The organism is Lysinibacillus sp. NPDC093688 (assembly GCF_050280145.1).
Taxonomy (GTDB): Bacteria; Bacillota; Bacilli; order Bacillales_A; family Planococcaceae; genus Lysinibacillus; species Lysinibacillus xylanilyticus_B.
This window is the reverse complement of the sequence record NZ_JBNNUX010000002.1, coordinates 186,863-209,662: the sequence shown is the minus strand read 5'-3', so window position 1 is coordinate 209,662 and position 22,800 is coordinate 186,863. Positions and strand designations below refer to the sequence as shown.

Sequence of the window (22,800 nt, the reverse complement as noted above, 5' to 3'; positions counted from 1 at the left end):
GATCCCAAAGAGTCGCCCAGTCGGAACGAAGATCAACATATATGACATATGTTTTAACAAATGGAGTCCTGACTTTTGGTGATAGGCCAAGAAGTTACTCATTTAGTGAAGCTTTAATCAGTAGAGATTTTTCTTCTTCGTTTTTCACCGATTATAGATAAAAAAAGCAGCCCCTTGTGAATCACTTGGGACTGCCTTGAAAGTATTCTTATTTCGTATAATCAAACAAACATCGTGCATGGTCTTGCACTACCTCTACGAAAGCCTCTACTTGTCGTAACTCAAATGAGGATTCATAGCCAATTAACCAAGTATCACGCGTTAAACCAAATTCTTTTTCATTATTAGTTAATGCTATTTTATTAATACCATCATTATCATTTAACGTTATTGAAGGCAAAATAGCATAACCGATACCATTCAATGCCATTTGCTTACAAATTTCAATTTGATCAACTAAAATTTGTTTTCGTGGATTTGAAGCGAAATGCTGCCGCCACCATTGTTGAATTTCCTGATAGTAATTGGAATCACTTTTAAATTGAATAAAAGGTCGGTCTGTCGTCAGGACATCTTCTATCGTTTTTAACTCTTTATCTACTAAATAAAGGGTGTCACGAAAAAGGTGGATTTTTTCCCCTTTCCAATCAACCTGCCCACGTACAATCCCTACATGAGCCTCACCCTCATAAAGTGCTTCTACAATTTCAGAGCTCCAGCCGGTCATAAGAGAAATTTTTGCCTCAGGATATTTCGATACAAAATCCTTTAATATGATCGGAAGCCAGTTTTGTCCGACAATCGATGCACAGGCAATTTTCAATGTCCCGTTTACTTTCGTCGTTAGTGATTGGATTGTTTCATAAATCTCTTCTTTTTTGCTGAGCATTTCTGTTGCATAGGCAATAATAAGCTCTCCAGCAGGTGTCGCCGTAAGTCCTTTTTGCGAACGAATAAATAATTGCGTGCCCCAGTCTTTTTCAATAGTTTGGAGCCTTTGAGAAAGTGCTGGTTGCGATAAAAATAAACGTTCTGCTGCTTTACGCATATTACGTTCCTCTGCTAGTACTTTTAAAACTTCAGCCTCCGTTGCCATCAATCAGTAAACCTCCGATACAAGCAAAGAGGGCCTCATGATTTTCATCTGAGTCCCCTCTTAAACTACTACTCTTTTTGATAAATATATTTTTTCAATTGCTTTAGAATAACTCGTCTCGTTAAAATTCCTGCAAATGTTCCATCTTCGTCCACAACACATAAAAAGGCGTGGTTAATAACTAAGTCTAGAGCCCGCTGAAAAGTATCCGTCAACTTTAATACAGCGATATCTTTATCCATTATCGTATCCACTTTAATATCGGGTAGCTTTTCATATTCAATATGTTCTAGTCCAAGTATGGATTCAGTAATCATTTTCATACTTAGTAAACCTTGAAGTCGATATTTCAAATCTAAAACAGGTATCGAAGAATACCCTGTACGTGTCAGTACTAGGAGTGCATGTTCCGCACTATTTCCACTTTGTACATGCGCAACCTTTTCAGATGAAATAATAAATTCACTAATTGGCATTGCTAATAAATCTTTGCTGTTAGTTGAAATCATGAACTTCTTCTCCTTTTCTGTCCCCGCTTTGCAGAACAGGATGCTTCCCTTTTATCATATCATAACTTTTCCTTATATGACCACGACAAGGCCGAGAAGAGTTTTTATTAGCAACGAATTATTTAAGCAATTTGAAGCAAAACTAAGTATCGAAAGTGCATATATAAAGAGGGTTTCACCCGAGGGAATTGGAAATATCTTCATTCAGCTATATTAAAAAATATGAACTGAATGAAGAAAAAAATCTTTTTAATAGCCGACCTTACTCCAATAATAAAAAATCATTATCCCTAAAAAAAGTAAAAAAATGATGTATACCCAAACAACTGGGTTGAGCATCGTCGAATACTCTTCAACGGTTTCTGAAATCGGCGTATCATTTTCCGATTTCCGCTGAGACGTCATTTTGGCAATCTTCAGCGTTGACACAAGCGAAATAGCAGAAATAATCGTAATGGCAATAAGAGCCGGTATTAACCACATACCCATAGGCAAAACTCCTTTCTTTACCCTTAGTATGCGTCAACCCAGCTCTCCATTATGCAAAGATTTTTTGTTATCAATTATGCCTCGGCATAATTGCCTCCAGAATCGGCTTTGCGCTTGCACAAAAGTGTTGGGTTACCTGCTGAAAAATAGCTTAAACCCGCATTCATCTCACCACTTATAGAGGTGGGAGACTTCGCTGAAAGAAGTTAGAATGGATACTGATTGAGCCATTGCCCGCCATCAAGTGTCACACATTCCCCATTCATATATCTTGCCTTATCAGACATCATAAATGTTGCTAGATCAGCAATTTCTTCAGGCGTACCTATACGACCTAACGGCACAGAGTCCAATGTACGAGCAGCTGCAGCCTCTGACTCCCAAAGCTTATCTGCACCACCTGTACGCTCAATTGGACCTGGAGCAATTGCATTTACTCGGATGCCATATTGTTTTCCCCATTCAACAGCTAACGTTCGAGTCAATGACAATACACCTGCTTTCGCAGCTGCTGAATGAATAACACCAGCACCTGCACTCCATGCGTAAGTTGCAACCATATTAAGAATAGATCCTTTAATATTATGTTGAATCCAGTATTTACCGACCGCAGAAGAACAAAAGAATGTCCCATTTAAAACGATATCAACAACAGTCTTCCAACCATTTGGCGATAAATCCTCTGCACGTACGATAAAATTCCCAGCTGCATTATTCACAAGCCCATCAACCTGTCCAAACTTTTCAACAGCAAATGCTAACATTGCCTCCGCATGCTCAGGCACTCGAACATCCATTTGGAATGTTTCAATCGTTTTTCCCGCCTCTAAAATAAAAGCTTTCGCCTCTGCCAGCCGCTCCTCATTACGACCTGTAATGACAACATTTGCCCCTTCAGCAACGAATTGCTTCGCCATATAAAGCCCCATTCCATTTGATCCACCTGTAATAATAATTGTTTTCCCCTGCAACATACGATTTCCCCTTCCGAAAAATGAATGATGATTCACTTAAAATATTACTATATTTTCTTGAATATGTCATATTAATTCTACAAACCGATAGAGAGGATGCAAGATTGAAAGGTCTTGCTAGCTGGGATTCTTATGTTGCTGGGTATTCGCGGGTATTTCACTGCTACGCGCGGGTATTCTCTTCTCTTCCGCGGGTATTTCACTGCTACGCGCGGGTATTCTCTTCTCTTCCGCGGGTATTTCACTGGCGCGCGGGTATTCTCTTCTCTTCCGCGGGTATTTCACTGGCGCGCGGGTTTTCGCTTCTCTTCCGCGGGTATTTCACTGCTACGCGCGGGTACTCCCTTCTCTTCCGCGGGTATTTCACTGCCACGCGCGGGTATTCTCTTCTCTTCCGCGGGTATTTCACTGCCACGCGCGGGTATTCTCTTCTCTTCCGCTGGTATTTCACTGGCGCGGGTATTTTCTTCTCTTCCGCGGGTATCTCCATGGCGGGGGGTTCTCTTTTCTTCCGCGGGTATCTCCATGCCGCGCGGGTTTCCGCTTCTCTTCCGCGGGCACTAGACTCCATTAATCTTGATTACTCGCTCTAGTGGCTTCCTTTGATATATTCACTTTCCAGAAAACTATAGTAGTGCTATCTCTGACACCATTTTTTTTGATATTCTTTAACATTGACCCAATGCTTTCTATATCCTTAGCGTTACAAAAGGAATTGTAAATGTTAATCGGCTTAGCGTATGGTTCATGAGGACATTCAAGTAAGCCATCTGTGGTTAGAAAAAGACGATTTTCTCCTTGTCTTAATTCTTTAATTCCAACGCTATAGCAAGGGACGTCCTGTTCAAACGTGTTGACTTGCCCTATCCATTCATAAAATTGCCTTTGATTTAATTGAAACTGACCTAATGCAGCCAATTCTTCGTGAAATAAAAAAAGAACACTGTCTCCAACTGAAAACCACCATACATATTTATCCTTTCTTACGACAATTAAACATGCAGTTTCTCCGGTAATATTCCTGCAAACAGACAAGAACTCTTCCGATTGAAATATAGTTAAAATCTTCTCTTCAAGACTTTTAAAGGTTTGATGGTTTGTCGGTAAAGATAATAAATGTGTAATTTCATTTTTATGATAAAAAAATTGTTGGATAATTATTTGAGCACTCTCAGATGTATTATGAGCATCCAGTAAAATGGAGAATTCCCAATCTTGCTTTTCATCTAGCCATACTAAACAACCATCTTCGTTTTTATATTGTCCTGCATCGGAGTTACCGCCATATCGTCCAACAATAACATGTTTAATTTGATAAAGATTTGGATGATCTATGAAGTTGTCTTGGCTACCTATCCAGCTAAACTCTTCTATGGATTCACTCATATGCATTATTCTCAAGATATGTTTTTATTCGAGTACAAAGCTTAACAACTTCGCTATTGTCGCCCATCGGAGCATCTTCCCAATCATAAACATCATTTGGTCCCCAATACTGTTGAGGGGTATGAGGATATCGAGGAACTAAATGCATATGTAAATGTGGCACTGAATTTCCAGAAACCAATGAATAGATATGCTCTGCCTTTTCACATTCCATTATTGCCTTACTGACTCTAGCCATAATGACACCAAATGCTTTTGCCTCGTCTATAGTCATATCTCCTAGAGTAGGAGCATGTCTTTTTAAATCAATCATGATATGACCTAAATAATTAGGTGCTCCATTTTTGTCTATATGCCCAACATAAACATATTCGTCTTCATAAATCATGACCCCTGAGGTTTGAATGTTGCCCTTGTGTTTATTGCAAATAAAACATTGTTCCATTTAAACCCATCCCCTTTGTATATAGTTTCAAAATTATAATATGCAATTAATAAAAAATAGAGTTACAAATTACATATGATTTGTAACTCTATTTTAGACAGATTCCTTTCGTAACCTTAAAACTCATAATGATAGGCAATTTTATAAAGTTCCATAAGCTCTGCCTCTGTCGGAACTTTAGGATTATTTCCGGGGCTACCGCTGGCAATTGCATCAGCTGCCATTTTCGGAATAGCATCGTAAAACGCTTCTTCATCAATTCCCCATTGTTTCAAATTCCCTATATCCATCTTCTTGCACATTTCCTTAATCGAATCAATAGCTAACTCAGCCAGCTCTTCTTGAGATAACTGCTCATTATCTTTATTGAAAAACTTACCGAGATCCGCGAGCCGATCGACACAAGCATCCTTTGAAAATTCTAATACTGCCGGTAAGAGCATGGCATTTGAAATACCATGAGGTACATGGAATAATGCTCCTATTGGTCGAGACATGCCATGTACTAAAGCGACAGAAGCATTTGAGAATGAAAGACCTGCTTGCATGGAGCCTAGCGACATCGCTTCCCGAGCATCAATATCATGACCTTGCTCGTAAGCTTTTAAAATATTATGAACGATTAACTCCATGGCTGATAGTGCAAGTACATTCGAGTAAGGATGTGCTAAACGAGATAAATAACTTTCAATAGCATGACTTAATGCATCGATACCTGTCGCCGCAGTGATAGAGGGCGGAGAGGTAACCGTTAAAATCGGATCTACAATAGCGATGTTTGGCATAAATGCAGGCTGCTTAATCATCATTTTCACTTCATTTTTCGTATTAGTAATGACTGTTACATCCGTCGCTTCTGAGCCAGTCCCCGCAGTTGTCGGTATCGCAATATGTGGAATCGGTGCTTGCTCTGCGATTTTTGCCAGTTTCATATAATCGCCAATATAACCACCGTTCGTTGCAACTACTGCAATTGCTTTGCCTGTATCGATACAGCTCCCGCCACCGACAGAAATAATAAGATCACAGCCCTCAGATTGTAAAATATGAAGCCCCTCTGCTACATACGTATCCACTGGTTCCGTTGTTACGCCTAAATATGAAAATGTTTCTACTCCATTAGCTCTTAATAAAGTGCTACATTGATTAACAAAGCCTAAGCTATCCATAATCGGATCACTAATGATAAGAGCCTTAGTCCCCAATTTTTTTGCGTATTCGCCTAGTTCATTAAAAGAATCTCGACCATAAACGATCGTTCCTGGCGAATGAACCGTATAGATTGTTTTTGTTTGAATCATATTTCACCCTCCTAAGCTATTGTGCTGTATAACCGCCATCCAAAATAATTGCTTGACCTGTTAACCCCTTTGCCATATCACTAGCTAAATAAAGCGCAAGTCCTGTAATTTCCGATTCATCTAGTAAACGTTTTTGAGGAACGAGTGGATAAAGTACCTGCTCAAGCACTTCCTCTACTTGGATTCCCCTTGTTTTTGCTAACTCCGTAAACTGATTACGCACTAATTCTGTATCGACATACCCTGGACAAATCGCATTCACTGTTATATCTTCATTTGCTACCTCCAATGCAGCAACCTTTGTTAAACCAATAACGCCATGCTTTGCCGCATTGTATCCAGCCTTACCGGCAAACCCGATAACGCCATTAATGGATGCCATATTAATAATGCGTCCAAACTTATTTTTCTTCATATGCGGTAACACATATTTCATTGCTATAAAAGGTGCAACAAGCATCACTTTTTGCATGGATTCAAAGATTTCTGTCGCGAAATCCTCTATAAGAGAAACATGCTGAAACCCTGCGTTGTTAATGACAATATCTATTGTCTTGAACTTTTGAACAGTAAAGTCAATCGCATCACATATTGCCTGTTCATCCGTAACATCACATGTGTATGCAGTTAATTGCGGATTGTGTTTAATCACCTCCGCTAAAAGCTGTTCATTCATATCTGTTATCACTACATTCGCTCCCTGTTCAGCAAACGCTAATGCCATAGATAACCCGATACCACGTGCTGCTCCAGTAATAAAAACTGTTTTTCCTTTCACGCAATCCCTCCTGAGAATAAAGGATTCTACCTATGATTTGAGCCATTTAAAAAGAGCTGTAAAAGAATACAGCTCTTCATTTGTATTAGTCGTTATTACTTGGGAATGCAAACGTAGATGCTGTCGATGCCTGACCCGTCATCCAACGCTCTGATATTGTTTTTGTTTTTGTGAAGAAGCGTGCTTGATCTGGGCCAAACATATGACCTTCTCCGAAGCGAGAACCTTTAAATCCAGCAAAGTTATGGTAACCAACAGGAATTGGAATTGGTACATTCACGCCCACCATACCAACATCGATTTCTGTTGTAAATTTACGAGCTGCTAAACCGTCATTCGTAAAGATTGTAACCCCATTTCCAAGCTCATGCTTATTAATAAGTTGAATGGCTTCGTCCAATGAATCAACACGTACAACATTTCGAGCTGGACCGAATATTTCTTGTTCATAAATTTCCATGCCTGGTTTTACGTTATCTAGCAATGTTGGCCCTACAAAGAATCCTTTTGACTCTTTGACAATATCGAGTTCACGACCATCACAAATAACTGTTGCCCCTTCAGACTCGCCTCGTTTGATAGCCGCAATAATCGCTTCCTTCGATTGCTGTGAAATGACAGGGCCAAAGTCTGACTCTGGATCTGTATATGAACCTACCTTCAAGTTAGCGATTTTCTCCTTTAAGATTTCAACAAGACGATCTGCTGTATCCTTTCCAACAGGCATAATCGTGGAAATGGCCATACAACGCTGAGAGGCTGCCCCATAAGCTGCTCCGATAAATGCATTTGCTACCTGATCAAGATCCGCATCAGGCATCACAACCATATTGTTTTTACCTCCACCAAGCGCTGTAACACGTTTACCGTATTTCGAGCCTGTTTCATAAATATATTGGGCAACTGGTGTCGAACCTACAAATGAAATTGCTTGTACAATCGGGTTTTCTAATAGTTCATTTACTGCATCTTTATCTCCATTTACTACCGTCCAAATACCATCCGGTAACCCAGCTTTTTTCCAAAGCTCGCTCACATACAAGGCAGTCATAGGTACACGCTCGGAAGCTTTTAAAATAACTGCATTGCCGACAGCAATTGCCATGCTTGTTTGTGCTAAAGGCACCATGATTGGGAAGTTAAATGGCGAAATAGCCGCAACTACACCTAATGGATACTTTGCAGAGTAGGCATTAATCTGACCACCGACATTGACAGAATACTCCCCCTTCATTAAATGAGGTGCACCAATAGCTAAGTCAACAGACTCCAAACCACGTGTAATTTCGCCTTTCGCATCCTCAATTGTTTTACCGCTCTCTGTACAAATAATTTGTAAAAGCTCCTCCATATTTTCAGTAATAAGATTACGGAAATTTAATACAATCTCAGCACGTTTAGCTACTGACGTATCTCTCCATTGTGGAAATGCTTCCTGTGCTTTATCAATTGCCTCCCGAGTTTCTTCTGCAGTTGCAAGTGGCACCTTGGCAATCACCTCACCCGTAGTAGGATTGTATACAGAACCAAAGCGATTACTTTTTCCTTCCACAAGCTCTCCACCAATGAAATGTGTTAATGTTTTAACCTCATGTGCTGTTGTCATATTTATTGTCCCCCTTTAAAATTGTTCAATTTGTTAGACATCAATTATGCCTCGGCATAATTGCGTCCGGAATCGGCTTTGTGCTTAGGCCTGCTGAGGGACGACAGGATGTCGGTCATTTCGGTAATGCCACAGGACGTGGCGTTTTTACCGATGCAGGTCAGTTAGCCGTTATCGCATGGATGCGATGATTTTAGGCTAACATCCCCTAAGAACTCCTTTCCGATTCCGTGACATCCGCCGGAGGCTTTGGGCCAACAGATGTTTTTTGCGCGAAAGCGTAGTGCTAACGCAGCGGCAGCAAAAGGTTTTGTCTGTGCGAAAGCGAAGCGTCAGCAACAGCAAAAGGTTTTGTCTGTGCGAAAGCGAAGCGTCAGCAACAGCAAAAGGTTTTGTCTGTGCGAAAGCGAAGCGTCAGCAACAGCAAGATGTTGGTCACTCAGTCGTCGCCAAAGGACGTGGCGCTCTTAGACTGAGTTCCTCTATTTCAGCGGGTGTTTGGATACCCGCTGAAAGAAGTTAAAAAGCTACAGAAATATCATTTTGAAAATCCAATGCACACTAGCCAACTCCAGTCTTTTATCGTAACATTAGTACGATAAAATCCAAATGACCACAGTCATTGACTTCGGTCAATTAAATCATAATCAAATTAATTCCATATCGTCAATCAAAATTTTTATATTTTCAGAAATTTTAACAAAAACATTTTATTCTATTTTTATTCGGAGGAATACGAGAACATGAATTCATTAACGAGCCGTCAAAAAAAGGCATTAGAAACACGGGAAAAGTTACTCAAAGCATCATTAGATTTATTTTATAAACATGGATTTGAGTATGTATCTATTGAACAAATTACGAAAGCATGTAATGTATCGAAGGGAACGTTTTACACCCATTTCCCATCTAAGTACGATGTTATTTTAGAAAAATTTAAGGAACTTGATAGTTTTTATAGCACTGTAGAAAAAAATATCGACTCTACTTTACCAGCAAGCGAAAAAATTTTAACGCTTTATAAAGAGCAGATGATGTATTTAACAAACGTTGTGGGCAAGGATTTAATGCGAACAGTCTATACTGCGGCTATGACAAATCAAGTGGAACAAGATCATTATTTAATTAATCCACAAAGAACAATATTCCAAATTATTAATACTTATATAGAGGATGGCGTTCGACTTGGAGAATTTCGTCAAGATTTGCAGGTTACTCAAGTGCAGGCTATTATTCAGCGTTGCATGCGTGCAAATGTCTATGATTGGTTAATTCATAATGAAGACTTCAATTTATCAGTCGAAATGGCTCAATTTACAGCTATTGTGCTTGATGGATTGAAAGCAGAAAATAAATAGTAAATTTTAAAAGGGCTTGCAAAGATGAAACTGCACGAGCTCAGGTAAAGTCATTTTCTGATCCGATAGTATTTTCCGTTCACTCTGGCTACCGGGAGAACTGATCGGGTAAAGCCACTATTCGATCGGGTAGCTCTAAGATATGATCAGGTTATGTCTTAATTTGATCGGGTTGCCGGAAGAAGTAATCAGGTCTACCTCTTTTGGTTGAGTATCTTTTTCACTCAAATTGCCTCTTCTTTCCCTTCCCAAGCTTCTACAATAAAGTAGCACTTCATCCAATTCATGATGAAGTGCTACTTTGTTTGTTGGCTTTAGCTAACAAAATATTTATTCACAATGGTTTCTACGGGTAATGGCTTGTTATATAAATAGCCTTGCCCTTTTTGGCATCGGTGTCGTTTTAGAAAATCAACTTGTGATGGTTCCTCGATCCCTTCAGCTACGACCTCCAACCCCAAATTGTGGGACATTGAAATAATGGCTTTAATAATGGCCTCATTTTTATCATCTTTTGTAATATCCGCTATAAACGATTGATCAATTTTTATAATATCTATCGGATAACGCTTTAAATAGCTTAGAGATGAATAGCCCGTTCCAAAATCATCAACGGAAACATAAACACCTAGCTGCTTCAATTCGGTTAAAATTGAAAATGTTTCATGGACATTCGTCATGGAGCTTTCGGTAATTTCCACCTCTAATAATTCAGGTGGCACATTATATTTTTTCAAGGCCGCTTTAATTTTCCGAGCAAAGTTTTCTTTTCTAAATTGTTTTGGCGATATATTGATGGCAATTCGAACTGGTCGATAGCCATTCATCCGCCACTCTTCTTGATAGCGACACACCTCGTCAATAATCCAATCCCCGATTTCAATGATTAAGCCTGATGCCTCTGCAATAGGTATAAACTGTGCAGGAGACACAAAGCCAAATTTTCTGTTATTCCATCGTAATAATGCCTCAAAGCTATTTATACTGTTATTCGTTAAATCCATTTGCGGCTGTAAATGAATACTTAGTTCATTAAATTCGATAGCACGACGTAAATGCGCCTCCATCAGTGCCTCATTTGGAAAAATAGTTGTCGTATCTTCACGATAGTAACGGTAGTGTGAACGACCATGCTCTTTTACAGAAAATAATGCTTTATCTGCTTTACGTACAAGCGTTTCTAAATCTTTGCCATCCGCGGGACTTTGGGAGATACCAATCGACACGCTAATAAAATATTCCTGCTCATCAATTATGAATGGCTGTTTTAATGCATCTAAAATAGCGTTAGCCGTCTGTTCAATTTTGTTGACGGTTGCATCTTTTAGAACAAAAATAAATTCATCGCTATTATAACGATAAAGAGAGCATTTTGAGTAACAGAGCTCATGAAGTCTTTGACTAAACATTCGTATAAGTTCATCCCCCTTACTTTCACCAAGGGATTCATTAAACTTTTTAAAACGATCAATATCCATTAAAATAATAGCGGCTTGCTTATTTTGCTTTTTATCATTTAAATGCTGAAGCCACTGTTCCTTTAAAGCCTTACGATTCCAAATACCCGTTAATTCATCCATTAATGCTAGGTAATAAAAGGCCTGATGATCATTCATAAATGACGTGGCGTCTTTCACAAATAAATGCACACCTATAATTTCACCATTAAAGTATGTTGGATGTGTTCTTAAATAAAATGGTTCTTTACTTAACAGTTGCTGTTTAAACAAGCATTTTGGCATCCCGAATGCTGAGCCCTCAATAGTTTTTGCAAATAGTAATTTAAATTCGTTGATATACTTACTCTCTAATAATGAAAAAATATTTTGTCCTATCAAGCTTTGTTGTTCTTTCAGCAAGAGAGAAGTGGCAGCAACGTTTTGATGAATAATGCGACCTTGCAAATCAGTTGTTAACACCGGACATACGTGCTGTTCCACAAATTGCAAATAGGGTTCTACTTCATTCTGCTTCTCACGGAAAATAACTGCTACAACTGAATTTTCTAAGTGCTGTACACGAACATCAAATGTTTTTACTTTGTTTTCTGTATATACCTCTAGCCTTTGCTCTATATTCAATTCTTGTTGTACTATATTCGATAATTGCAGCCAGCATTGCTCCGAAAAAAATTGTTCAGCGTTGGTGGCTTTCACATCTTGTAGCGTCATAAATGACGGTAGTTTATCGTTAAAATTAACGACTTCAAACGCTTTTGTATCCACTTTTCTCAAACATACGACCGCATCAAATGGATTAAGTTGTATGATTTGATGATAGTCTGCAAATTGCGCTACACTCTCTTTATATTTTTTCATTATATCCCTCACTAAGTAGCGTGTTTGCCTATTCTTCGTCTAGCGTAGGTTTTAGTGCATCCTTTAGGAAAATTTCCTGACTATTAATCGGATCTTCACCACGATCAAATTCTTTGTAATGATATTTCCCATTGGAGTCTTGAATACGAGCTTTTGCTGTATCCTCAAGTTGTGTATTCATTATGTTAATAATACGAGCTTTCGCTTCGCTTGCATATACTGGGAATAAAATTTCCACACGTTTAATCATATTACGAGTCATCATATCTGCAGAAGACAAGTATACTTTATTTTCCCCATTATGATGGAACCAATAAATACGCGAATGCTCAAGGAAACGACCAACAATACTCGTTACTGTTATGTTTTCACTAATTCCAGGGATGCCTGGTCTAATGCAACAAATACCACGAATGATAAGCTCTACTTTCACACCTGCAATGGACGCTTCATACAGCTTCATCATTAAGTCTTTGTCCGTTAGTGAATTCATTTTAGCTCGAATAAAACCATTACCATGTTTCTTATGACATGCAATTTCCTCATCCATTAAGCGGATAAATTCATCTCGAATATCAAACGGGGCCACAACTAAATGATTAAACGTTGGTTTCTCTGTATAACCACTTAAATAGTTAAAGAAGTTAGTGGCATCAATGCCAAATTCCTTATCTGTCGTTATGATACCCATATCTGTATAAATTTTTGCAGTTGCATCATTATAATTTCCTGTGCCAAGATGAACAAAACGCTCAATTTTTCCATTTCGACGACTTACAACAAGCGTTATTTTCGAGTGTGTTTTTAAGTTATTCATGCCGTAAATAACAAGGCAGCCAGCTTGCTCAAGTTGCTTTGCCCAAAGCACATTATTTTCTTCATCAAAACGTGCTTTCAATTCAACTAAAACTGTTACCTGTTTACCATTTTCTGCTGCAAGCTTTAAGGCTTGTATAATGGGTGAATTACCACTTACACGATATAATGTTTGTTTGATAGCTAAAACGTTCGGATTAACGGCCGCTTCTGCAATAAAATCTACTATTGGCGCAAACGACTCAAATGGGTGATGGAAAAAAATATCTTGTTGCAGAGCTTTTTCAAAAATATTTTCATCCGACTGCAAATCTAATGGTGGCTGAGGGATAAAGCTTTCATATTCTAGATGTTCTCGGCCAACAGATATGCCTTTTACAAAAGAGAACATAAATGTTAAATCTAGCGGTCCATCTATATGAAAAACATCCGTTTCTTCAATTTCAAATTCATCTAGTAAGTATGTAAGAACTTCCTCGCTCATCTCGCCCTCACGAACTTCGAGACGACTGCCTACACCCCACTTACGTTTTTTCAGCTCTTTTTCGATTTCTACAAGTAAATCTCTTGCACCTTCTTCATGAATCGTTAAATCAGCATTACGTGTCAAACGGAAAGCCTGCGCTGATTTGACACTGTAACCATAAAAGAGTTTTTCTATATGCGCTACAATCACGTCTTCTAATAAGACAATAACTGTCTCTCCGTCTGCTGATGGTACTTTAATATAACGATCTAAAACAGATGGAACTTGTACAATAGCTACCTTTTCACGATTTTCTAAGTCTGTTTCATCTTGCTCTAATAAAACAAGTAAATTTAATGTTTTACCAAGCAAAGTTGGGAAAGGACGGTACGCATCTACAGCTACGGGTGTTAAAACAGGGAAAATGGTTTCTGCAAACATTTCATTGACAAATGCTTTCTGTGTACTAGTTAAATCTTTCATGTCTGCGATATGTACATTATGTTGTGGTAATAAATCATATATTAAGTGTCTGTAAACTTCAGTTTGTCGGCGCACTAATGCCTGCGTTCGCTCTGCAATTTTCGCTAATTGCTCTTTCGGTGTTAAGCCTGACTTATTTTCGGCCTTATGAAAACCTGCACGTACCTGATCCTGTAGACCTGCAACACGCACCATGAAAAATTCATCTAAATTCGAACTAAATATTGCTAAAAATTTCATTCGCTCTAGCAGAGGATTATCAACATCCTCTGCCTCCTCTAAAACACGTTCATTGAAGGCGAGCCAGCTTAATTCACGATTATTATAATATTGCGGTTTAGCGATTTCCTCTAGTAATCGACCTTGTATTTCTGTTGATTCTTCTTCACTTAACTGATTTTTCGTAACTTCAGTTGTCATAATTGTTCAACCCTACTTCCACAAAGTTTATTTTTATCGGTATCTTTAATGCGCGTTCTAGATGTTTTTTTTGTCGGTTTGCTTGGTATTCTTCAGCGGCCGCATTGTGTTTCACATAGATGCTAAGCTGTATATAATCCTCTTTTGTTTGCATTTTAATGGCTTTGACAATTCTTCTTTTAGATACATTTAACGCATAGATAAATTTCAAAAAAGCACCAAAGTCTCGTATTTTACGATACTCCTCACGACTCATCCATTCTGTAAACGGAGCAGCGAATCGCTGATAATAATCTTTATTTTTATATGAGGCTAAAAGTGCTAATTTTACACGTTCCTTATGACTTAGCCCATCGATAGATTGGTTCGCGATTAAATAGAAAGTATGCTGACTCGCCGAACTTAACTCAATATACTCCCCGATATTAAGCACCCTTGCCGCTTTCGCCAATAAGTGCAAATCTTTCGGATGATGTTGCAAATAACCAAAGCGGCAACATTCACGGTACAATTGATCCGCTAAATGCATCAAATAGTCCGCTTCTTCTTCAGAACGGCCATACTGACGAGCCAATCTTTTAGCGTTTCCCTCAAACACATTGTACTTATCAAACGCACTTTTATCTGTTTGCAAAATACGCTTTATAATGAGCCCTTCTCGCAAACCCTTCTTTGTTATTTGGAACAATTCACTACCGACAACTTCCATTAACACATTGAAAACCTCTAATGCAGGGACAATGATATCCGCACGATCTGCCGAAAGCCCATCTAACTGTTTCAAATCATGAAAGCTTAAATTATTTAAAAATACACTGAGCTCATCTAAATTTCCCTTCGTCATTTCGTAGCCATGTACACTTGCGATTGGATATGCATATTTTTGTTGATGAATTTGGGCAATATTTCGAGCACTACCACCAATAGCGATAATCGGTAAACCGATATCCTGAATCCATGAAAGTGATTTGAACTGTTCCTTCACAAATGCAATAAGTTCCTTTTTTTCACTTCCATTCATAATCTCGCCCTTTACAAAACGTTGCTTTAAAGAAACGGTACCAAACGGAAAACTATGAGATTTCTGTAGTTCTTTATTTTCAAATAACGTTATTTCTGTACTACCGCCACCAATATCAATCGTTACAGCGGACTTCGTGCCCATTGAATGAGCTACCGCAACAAAGCCATAATATGCCTCTTCATCTTCAGATAAAAGCTCTATTTGAATGCCTGTCTGTTTTTTCATTAAGGTCATTATTTTTTCTCTATTGGTCGCCTGACGGATTGCAGCTGTTGCAGCAGCTTTAACATCAGTCACTTCATAATCATCAAGTATTGCTTTAAAAGTCAATAATGTTTCTGTTAATACTTGTATACCTTCTTCAGACATTTCACCAGAGGGCTGTAAATATGTACGTAAACGTGCAACCGTCTTAATATTTCCAATCTCACGAAGCCCCTCTTCTTTATCGTATTGATACAATACTAATCGAACGGTGTTTGAGCCAATATCGATGATAGCGGTTTTTAAGTCATTCAAATAATCACTTCCTTAGTGCATGCATAGTATTATTGGTTCTACATCAAATATTGAGGAAACCATATCTATGAACATTGTATAGACACCTCAACAAATAGAACCTTATTATTTTGTTCCTAGCCTCATGTATCTATACAAAAAAGTCGGAGCCTATAAAGAGGCATCCGACTTTCTTACATTATTATTATACTTTCAGGATACCCATTATTAATATTGTGAAGTACCTTTTCCAACTTTATCTTTATTGTAAAATCCTGATCTTTATATGATAAGTTGGTCGATTCGTAAAATAAGCTCAGCAATTTCTGGCTTACTAATTTGATCCTCTGCACCTACTTGGTCACCTTTATGACGAAGATCGTCCGTAATTAAGCTTGAGAAAATAATGACAGGAAGCTTTTGGAGATCTGGATGCTCCTTTATTTTACGCGTTAAATGATGCCCATCCATTTGTGGCATTTCAATGTCCGTCACAACTAATTGAATATGCTCGGATATATCGCTACCACTCTTGACGATAGCTTGGAGGTATTCATAAGCATCATGGCCGTTTTCAAAGAATTCAACATTCTCATAACCTGCTTCTTTCATCGTATCGAATAAGAGCTTACGTAGTAATGGTGAATCTTCTGCAATTAAAATTCGTTTTTCAGAGCGCTCACGTTTACCAAGCTTTTTAACGGCTTCTACACTAATACCAGAGTCTGGATTTATGTCTACCATAATTCTTTCGAAATCAAGCAATAAAATCATTTGCTCATTTTGCTTAATAACACCAATTACTTGTGATGTCCCTCCCTGATACATATCAGAAGGTTTCTCGATTTGATTCCATGAAATACGGTGAATCTGTGTTACATTATCTACATGAAATACTACACGCTGTTTATTAAACTCAGCTACAATATATTTTTGCTGAGAACTACGCTCTTGACTTTGAATACCTAATACTCGGAGCATATCAACTACTGGTAAAACCTCACCTCGTAATTGAATAATCCCTTCTACATGCGGGTGCGCGTGTGGAATAAATGTTACTGGAATCGGTTGAATAATTTCCTTTACTTTAATAACGTTAATACCAAATTTATTATTAGCTACTTCAAATTCAACAATTTCTAGCTCATTTGTGCCACTTTCTAATAATATACCTTTATGTTCCATAGCAACACCGCTCCTTTCTATGCAACTTCTATTTATAATTCAATTGTATCATAGGCACTACATTTCTCCTACTTGCTTTTCCCAATTTTATCATTAACATGGCTCGCCATCCATAACACGGGTTGATTTCCATACAGATAACAGTTAGTGCTGCCTCTTCGCTTTCGCACAAAAACTATCCTTTAGCCCAGGTGGCTCATCAGATGCCTTCAGGAAAGCGCTCAGCCGATATTCATGGCATTTATCAAATGTCATTTCCAACTTTTGAGCCATTGACTTTTAGATGTATCAATAGGCCAATTATCGTCATCACAATTAATGTCGATAACGCAACACGACTTGCTAGCGTTCCGTAATCTTTCATCCATAACGTAACCGTTCCGTAGACTGCTGGCCCGATAATGGAGGATACTTTACCTGAAAATGCAAATAAGCCAAAAAACTGACCCCGTTTTTCTTCTGGAGACAATTCAATAATATATGTTCTAGATGTTACCCACATGGATCCTAGCGATACGCCAAACATACTACCTGCGAGCCAAAACATCCATTGCTCTGTCGCAAAGACAGCAAATGTTAAAGCAACAATCATTAATATTGCCACGATAGTTATCGCACGTTTGGCTCCGATTGCTTTTGTAATATACCCAAATGCAAAAGAGCCAATAATAGTTGAAACCGTAGACACTAAATAAAGCACGATAAATTGACCTGAGGTAAAACCTACGATTGTTGTTGCATATACAGCCATCATTGCAATCGTTGTTGCAATTGCATCGTTTAAAAAGAAGTACGCAATCATAAAGGTGAAAATAGCTTTATATTGCTTCATGTCCTTAAACGTTTGAACAATTTCCTTATACCCATCTAAAAATTTAATAGGCTTTCGTTGAGACGTTGGTATCGGTGTATCTTTATTAATAAAAAATAATGGCAAAGAAAATAATAAATATAAAATGGCAGTCGGAATAAATGCTCGATGGAAGTCACTGTTTCCTACGTATAAATAAACAAGTAGTCCCAAAATTGTTCCAAGATACCCAATCGCTACACCATAGCCAGAAATAAGGGGCATTTCCTCTTTTGTCCCTAAATCACCCATCATGGAATCATAGAATACTAGACTGGAATTAAAGAAAAATTTAGCAATGATAAAACTAGCTACAACTAAAAATAAACTAAGTGGCACACCTGAAAAATTTGTTGGCATCTGTAAATTCGCAAAAACCCCCATCATAAAGGTAAAGAAGATGGAAATAGATGCAAACCATACGATAAATCTCTTTTTATAGCCGGTCTGATCTATCCATACACCAAAAAGTGGCGAAAAGATAACGAGGAAAAAGCTAGCAATCGCATTCGCATAAGAAATAAACGTGCTTGCTACCTGCTGCATTACCTCATTCGTCCCTAAAACCTCATCCATATAAAACGGGAAAAATATCGTATTAATATTTGAAGAAAATATTGTATTCGCAAAATCATAAAATGCCCACGACAAAATTGGCAATGATAAATAAAGAGCTAACTGACTCCGATGCTGAACGTCTACTGTTGAATTTCGCTTCATAAAACCCTCCTCCCATTCTCTATACTATTAAATAAATTCCCCCATGTAATAAAAAATACCTTTTATTTAATGAAAATTTACACTATTTACAATATACATTCGTTTTTATTTAACTAACACTCTAAAATGAACGAATCTTCGCCTTAGTTGCGAGCTACTTATAATAAAAAAGATATCCAAGCCCCCTCGCTTGGATATCCTTTGTCTATTCTTCTATATTCACCCACATAGAAGACCATTGTTCAATTGCTTTAAGAATCGGTGCAAGTGCATGTCCTTTTTCTGTTAGCTTATATTCAATCACGACTGGTGTTGATGGAATAACTGTGCGCTCCACAATATTCTCAATTTCTAATTCTTTTAATCTCTCCGTTAACACACGACTGCTAATACCCACCTGATTTTTTATCGTTGAGTATCGTTGAGGGCCTTCTAATAACTGATAAATAAGCAGGGTGTTCCAGCTATGATTCAATATTTTTAATGCTTTTTCAAATCGTGGACAAATATTTTTTTGATCCAATTTTCCTGCCTCCAATGTATTTTGTTCTTATATAAGAGTATATCATTTTTTAAAAAATCATTTTTAAAAATAAAATTTAGTTACTTGACAAAAGTTGTTTTAAAAAATAAACTAAGTTACGAAATGTAAGCTAAAAACAAAAGGAGTTTATTAACTATGCAAAATATCGGTTCAACTATTTTACGTGTGGTGCTTGGCATTATTTTTGCAACTCACGGTTTCCAAAAGTTTCAGGGAGGTATCAGCTTCACAGCAGATTATTTTGATTCCATTGGTATTCCAGGCTTCATGGCTTATATTGTTGCCATTATAGAACTAGTCGGTGGTGTAGCCATTATTTTAGGTTTAGGCACAAGACTTATCGGCGCTTTATTGACAGTGACAATGATTGTTGCCATTTTTACAGCGAAGCTTAGCGTTGGATTTATCGGAGAAAACGGCTTAGCTGGATATGAATTTGATTTAGCTTTAGCTGCAATGGCTTTATACTTTGCACTTGCAGGGGCATCTAATTTTTCTTTAGATGCAAAACTTTTTGATAAAGAGTGATGCTTCCGTAGTTAACTATTTTCTTAGGTGTGTAGATTAAGCATTTTTATCTACTTGAATTAATTTGAAAACACTGATTTCCGCTACGGGCTACTCGCTTTCCTGCGGGAGTCGAATAACCCTCCGCTACAATCAGTAAAAAATGGGCATACTAGCAAAAAAACAACATATCAGCTAATAATAAGCCTTTATTTTTCTAATCAACAAGCATGCTATTTTCTTAGTGTTAGCTTTATATAGAAAAACCCGAAGTATTCATCCTTCCAAAAGATGATACTTCGGGTTTTCTAAAATTAGAATTCTTCGTTTTGTTAACCTTTAAGATAGGCCTTTAAAAGTGCCTGAGTACCGTTTTCACCATAGCCCTCTTCTATTAGCCTTTCATACATATCATAAGCAAGTGTTAGACCTGGTAATGTAATCCCCATTTTTTTAGATTCATCTAATGCTATTTTCATATCCTTTACAAAATGCTTTATATAAAAGCCTGGTGCGAAATCTTCTTTGATCATACGGGGTGCTAAATTACTTAACGACCAAGAGCCTGCTGCACCAGACGAAATGGATTGCAATACTGTCGGTAAATCAAGTCCAGCCTTTAAACCGTAAGCCAGCGACTCACACACACCAATCATTCCAGAAGCAATAACGACCTGATTACACATTTTAGCATGCTGCCCTGCACCAGCTTCTCCTTGATAAACAATATTTTCACCGAACTGTTTCATGATTGATAAAACTTTATTGAATGTAGCTTGGCTACCTCCAACCATAATTGATAATGTCCCATTTTGTGCACCAATATCTCCTCCGGAAACAGGTGCATCAAGCGCTTCTACTCCAAGTTTTTGGGCATGCTCAAAAATCTTCTTTGCCAATGTTGGTTCGGAAGTGGTCATATCAATAACGATATTGCCGGATTCAGCTGTTTGAAATAAACCGTTATCTCCAAAATAAACTTCCTCTACATCCGAAGGGTATCCAACCATCGTAAAGGCAATATCCTTATGTTTAAATGCTTCTGCTGGTGTACTTGCCCAAGTTGCACCTAACGCCAAAAGCGGCTCAGCTTTCTCCTTTGTGCGTGTATAAACTGTTACCTCATGACCATTTTTTAATAAATGCTTGATGATACTGGCACCCATAACACCAGTGCCGATAAATGCAATACTCTCTTTTCCCATATGTACATACTCCTTTGCTATCTAGGCTATCGATTCTTCATATCCAATCATTAGCACTTATTTTCATCTTTCAGTGTAGTTGAATAAGTGCGATAATTCAAACTTCTCTTATTAACTTGTACTAAAAACTTTATGCGCTGCATATATACGAGTAAATCAATTTCACTTTGACCTAATGAAGACAAAAAAAAGAGCAGTTGATGGGGTATCACTGCTCAAAAGGGGAAATGAGAATGTTGCTGTGTTCAAAATAAGTATTCCCCACCAAATGCTTTTTAAACATATTATTTAAAAAGTTTATACGCTGAATACTGGAACATTCTTTCAGTCTTCTTGACTTTCTTCTTCTTCAAATGTTGTCTGTCTATAATAAGTGTTCATTAACTGATCTAATCTGCGACTCAGTTGAATGGTTTTCGCATTTTGTAACCCGTTCTCTACACCTGAACGAATCATCATCTCACGAGTTTGTTCCATTTGTTTCAAGAGTAGATTGACCATTCATATAACCCTCCACACACAAATAATCATACCATTATTATACATTTATATTTCATTTCTTACAGCATTAACTTACGACAATGTTCGACAAATTAGCTTCTTGGAATTTCTTGATAAGTATAGATTACACGTCCATTTTGTTTGGCCTCACCTCTAAAATGTTTAAATAAAGGATGTTTTACAAGTACTTCTCGAAACTCATAAAATTGTTCCTTTTCTATTTCTATATTTGTTAATTCCCCGTTTTGTAATTGTTTAAGCATATTTTCGTATTTTTCCATTTTATTATTCCTCTCTTTTTAGCATTCTGTGTAATTAATTATGAATTATTCAAAAAAGGCTTTACGTTTTCCATTTTTTCATGCAAACTGTATATTATTAGTCGATGAAGGAGCTGACTGTCTGTGAAAATAGCTGAAGTTGGAAATATTATCGAGTTTAAAGATGGCTTACAAGGTATAGTCGAAAAAGTAAATGAAAATTCGGTGATCGTTGATTTAACATACATGGAGAATTTCGATTCCCTTGAAATTGAAGAAAAGACGGTCGTCAACCATAAACGTTACAAAATTTTATATACAAATGAAGCTCAATAGTCTGAATAGTCCCTATTTGTCTTTATAGATGATAAGGGACTTTTTTTTTGATAAAATTAGAAGCATGGAGGTCGAATGATGCTTACAAATTCGAAACAAACAATAATATGGCTCCTTTCTTTATTATTCGTTTATGGCATGCTTGCTTTTACCTTTGCTAACCAAGCTGTATTTTGGCACCTATATGCATTTACTTTACTTGTATGTATTGCCATTGCCATTTTGACTGGTAAAATTGAAGATCAGTTACCAACCTGGAAATTTTTACTTCTCGGTATTGGATACGGTACAATAACATACGGTATTATACGCTTGGGCTATTGGCTTGCACCATATATTAATTCTTCATTGGTACAATCAGTACAAAAGTTTTTAGCAAATTACGGACCACAGACTATTTGGCACTATATTTTACTCGTATTCATTGTTGCTATTGGTGAAGAGCTCTTTTGGCGTGGCTATGTTCAACAACAGCTAAAACGCTTTATGCGACCTACTTTTGCCGTCATTGTAACAGCGATTTTATGTGCAATCGCTATTGCAATAAGCGGCTTTATGCTTGGTATGATTGCTGCACTTGTAACTGGTCTTATTTGGGGCTTCTTATATGAATGGCGTAAGAGTATGCCACTTGTTATTGTATCCCATGTAGTTTTTGTACTACTCTTGTTTTTAGTGTTACCTTTAACATAATAACATTAAAATTTGGAAACATTTTCTCTTTA

At 37.6% G+C, this 22,800-nt stretch carries 24 protein-coding genes; 5 read left to right on the top strand and 19 right to left on the bottom strand.

Going from position 1 to position 22,800, the window contains the following annotated elements; translation table 11 throughout:
• Nucleotides 1-208: 208 nt before the first annotated feature.
• From ACQKN2_RS03210 to ACQKN2_RS03165, 10 genes are all read right to left on the bottom strand, one after another.
• Nucleotides 209-1,096, bottom strand: coding sequence for a LysR family transcriptional regulator (locus ACQKN2_RS03210; RefSeq protein ID WP_427413746.1), 888 nt, complete (start codon nt 1,094-1,096; stop codon nt 209-211).
• Between the two features lie 68 nt (nt 1,097-1,164).
• Nucleotides 1,165-1,605 (bottom strand): cyclic-di-AMP-binding protein CbpB, encoded by a 441-nt coding sequence (gene cbpB, locus ACQKN2_RS03205; RefSeq protein ID WP_323645395.1) that lies wholly within the window; start codon nt 1,603-1,605, stop codon nt 1,165-1,167.
• Nucleotides 1,606-1,854: 249 nt separating this feature from the next.
• On the bottom strand, nt 1,855-2,094 hold the full coding sequence (locus ACQKN2_RS03200; RefSeq protein ID WP_427413667.1) for a short-chain dehydrogenase: 240 nt from the start codon (nt 2,092-2,094) through the stop codon (nt 1,855-1,857).
• Between the two features lie 206 nt (nt 2,095-2,300).
• Nucleotides 2,301-3,068 (bottom strand): 2,4-dienoyl-CoA reductase, encoded by a 768-nt coding sequence (fadH, locus tag ACQKN2_RS03195; RefSeq protein ID WP_427413666.1) that lies wholly within the window; start codon nt 3,066-3,068, stop codon nt 2,301-2,303.
• 241 nt (nt 3,069-3,309) lie between these two features.
• Nucleotides 3,310-3,558 carry a hypothetical protein gene (locus ACQKN2_RS03190; RefSeq protein ID WP_427413665.1) on the bottom strand — a complete coding sequence of 83 codons (249 nt, stop codon included), beginning with the start codon at nt 3,556-3,558 and terminating at the stop codon, nt 3,310-3,312.
• Between the two features lie 80 nt (nt 3,559-3,638).
• Nucleotides 3,639-4,454 carry a protein phosphatase 2C domain-containing protein gene (locus ACQKN2_RS03185; protein ID WP_427413664.1) on the bottom strand — a complete coding sequence of 272 codons (816 nt, stop codon included), beginning with the start codon at nt 4,452-4,454 and terminating at the stop codon, nt 3,639-3,641.
• A complete protein-coding gene (locus tag ACQKN2_RS03180) occupies nt 4,447-4,899 on the bottom strand; it encodes an HIT family protein (protein ID WP_427413663.1) in 453 nt (150 codons plus the stop codon). Before ACQKN2_RS03180 ends, ACQKN2_RS03185 begins: the two co-directional genes overlap by 8 nt.
• 116 nt (nt 4,900-5,015) lie before the next feature.
• The gene (locus ACQKN2_RS03175) at nt 5,016-6,200 is read right to left on the bottom strand and encodes an iron-containing alcohol dehydrogenase (RefSeq protein ID WP_427413662.1); all 1,185 of its coding nucleotides are present in this window, start codon (nt 6,198-6,200) and stop codon (nt 5,016-5,018) included.
• A 16-nt stretch (nt 6,201-6,216) separates the two neighbouring features.
• Nucleotides 6,217-6,978 carry a 3-hydroxybutyrate dehydrogenase gene (locus tag ACQKN2_RS03170; RefSeq protein WP_427413661.1) on the bottom strand — a complete coding sequence of 254 codons (762 nt, stop codon included), beginning with the start codon at nt 6,976-6,978 and terminating at the stop codon, nt 6,217-6,219.
• Nucleotides 6,979-7,063: 85 nt separating this feature from the next.
• Nucleotides 7,064-8,584, bottom strand: coding sequence for a CoA-acylating methylmalonate-semialdehyde dehydrogenase (locus tag ACQKN2_RS03165; protein ID WP_427413660.1), 1,521 nt, complete (start codon nt 8,582-8,584; stop codon nt 7,064-7,066).
• 316 nt (nt 8,585-8,900) lie between these two features.
• Here ACQKN2_RS03165 and ACQKN2_RS03160 point away from each other — a divergent pair, with 316 nt between their 5' ends.
• Both ACQKN2_RS03160 and ACQKN2_RS03155 read left to right on the top strand, forming a co-directional pair.
• Nucleotides 8,901-9,107, top strand: a complete 207-nt coding sequence (locus ACQKN2_RS03160) for a hypothetical protein (RefSeq protein ID WP_427413659.1) — start codon at nt 8,901-8,903, stop codon at nt 9,105-9,107.
• A 220-nt stretch (nt 9,108-9,327) separates the two neighbouring features.
• Entirely contained in the window at nt 9,328-9,942 is a 615-nt protein-coding gene (locus ACQKN2_RS03155) for a TetR/AcrR family transcriptional regulator (protein ID WP_427413658.1), read from the top strand.
• Between the two features lie 314 nt (nt 9,943-10,256).
• Here the strand turns inward: ACQKN2_RS03155 and ACQKN2_RS03150 are convergent, their stop codons facing one another.
• From ACQKN2_RS03150 to ACQKN2_RS03125, 6 genes are all read right to left on the bottom strand, one after another.
• Nucleotides 10,257-12,260: an EAL domain-containing protein gene (locus tag ACQKN2_RS03150; RefSeq protein ID WP_427413657.1), complete on the bottom strand. Its 2,004-nt coding sequence runs from the start codon at nt 12,258-12,260 to the stop codon at nt 10,257-10,259.
• Between the two features lie 28 nt (nt 12,261-12,288).
• Nucleotides 12,289-14,445 (bottom strand): RNA degradosome polyphosphate kinase, encoded by a 2,157-nt coding sequence (locus tag ACQKN2_RS03145; RefSeq protein WP_427413656.1) that lies wholly within the window; start codon nt 14,443-14,445, stop codon nt 12,289-12,291.
• Entirely contained in the window at nt 14,435-15,988 is a 1,554-nt protein-coding gene (locus tag ACQKN2_RS03140; protein WP_427413655.1) for a Ppx/GppA family phosphatase, read from the bottom strand. Before ACQKN2_RS03140 ends, ACQKN2_RS03145 begins: the two co-directional genes overlap by 11 nt.
• Nucleotides 15,989-16,249: 261 nt before the next feature.
• The gene (locus ACQKN2_RS03135) at nt 16,250-17,152 is read right to left on the bottom strand and encodes a chemotaxis protein (RefSeq protein ID WP_427413654.1); all 903 of its coding nucleotides are present in this window, start codon (nt 17,150-17,152) and stop codon (nt 16,250-16,252) included.
• A 244-nt stretch (nt 17,153-17,396) separates the two neighbouring features.
• Nucleotides 17,397-18,722, bottom strand: coding sequence for an MFS transporter (locus tag ACQKN2_RS03130; RefSeq protein WP_427413653.1), 1,326 nt, complete (start codon nt 18,720-18,722; stop codon nt 17,397-17,399).
• Between the two features lie 205 nt (nt 18,723-18,927).
• Complete coding sequence (locus ACQKN2_RS03125) at nt 18,928-19,245, bottom strand: winged helix-turn-helix transcriptional regulator (RefSeq protein WP_427413652.1); 318 nt, start codon at nt 19,243-19,245, stop codon at nt 18,928-18,930.
• 156 nt (nt 19,246-19,401) lie between these two features.
• Here ACQKN2_RS03125 and ACQKN2_RS03120 point away from each other — a divergent pair, with 156 nt between their 5' ends.
• Entirely contained in the window at nt 19,402-19,794 is a 393-nt protein-coding gene (locus ACQKN2_RS03120) for a DoxX family protein (RefSeq protein WP_427413651.1), read from the top strand.
• A gap of 311 nt (nt 19,795-20,105) precedes the next feature.
• On the opposite strand, the gene ACQKN2_RS03115 is transcribed toward ACQKN2_RS03120, so the two are convergent.
• The 3 genes from ACQKN2_RS03115 to ACQKN2_RS03105 form a co-directional block, all read right to left on the bottom strand.
• Nucleotides 20,106-20,978, bottom strand: coding sequence for an NAD(P)-dependent oxidoreductase (locus ACQKN2_RS03115; RefSeq protein WP_427413650.1), 873 nt, complete (start codon nt 20,976-20,978; stop codon nt 20,106-20,108).
• Between the two features lie 324 nt (nt 20,979-21,302).
• A complete protein-coding gene (locus ACQKN2_RS03110) occupies nt 21,303-21,479 on the bottom strand; it encodes a Spo0E family sporulation regulatory protein-aspartic acid phosphatase (RefSeq protein WP_427413649.1) in 177 nt (58 codons plus the stop codon).
• Nucleotides 21,480-21,571: 92 nt separating this feature from the next.
• Nucleotides 21,572-21,760: a hypothetical protein gene (locus ACQKN2_RS03105; RefSeq protein ID WP_427413648.1), complete on the bottom strand. Its 189-nt coding sequence runs from the start codon at nt 21,758-21,760 to the stop codon at nt 21,572-21,574.
• Between the two features lie 123 nt (nt 21,761-21,883).
• Between ACQKN2_RS03105 and ACQKN2_RS03100 the strand changes: the two genes are divergently transcribed.
• Together ACQKN2_RS03100 and ACQKN2_RS03095 are read left to right on the top strand one after the other, a co-directional pair.
• Nucleotides 21,884-22,075 carry a YkvS family protein gene (locus tag ACQKN2_RS03100; RefSeq protein ID WP_053594765.1) on the top strand — a complete coding sequence of 64 codons (192 nt, stop codon included), beginning with the start codon at nt 21,884-21,886 and terminating at the stop codon, nt 22,073-22,075.
• Nucleotides 22,076-22,153: 78 nt separating this feature from the next.
• The gene (locus ACQKN2_RS03095; protein ID WP_427413745.1) at nt 22,154-22,768 is read left to right on the top strand and encodes a CPBP family intramembrane glutamic endopeptidase; all 615 of its coding nucleotides are present in this window, start codon (nt 22,154-22,156) and stop codon (nt 22,766-22,768) included.
• The last annotated feature ends 32 nt before the right edge of the window (nt 22,769-22,800 follow it).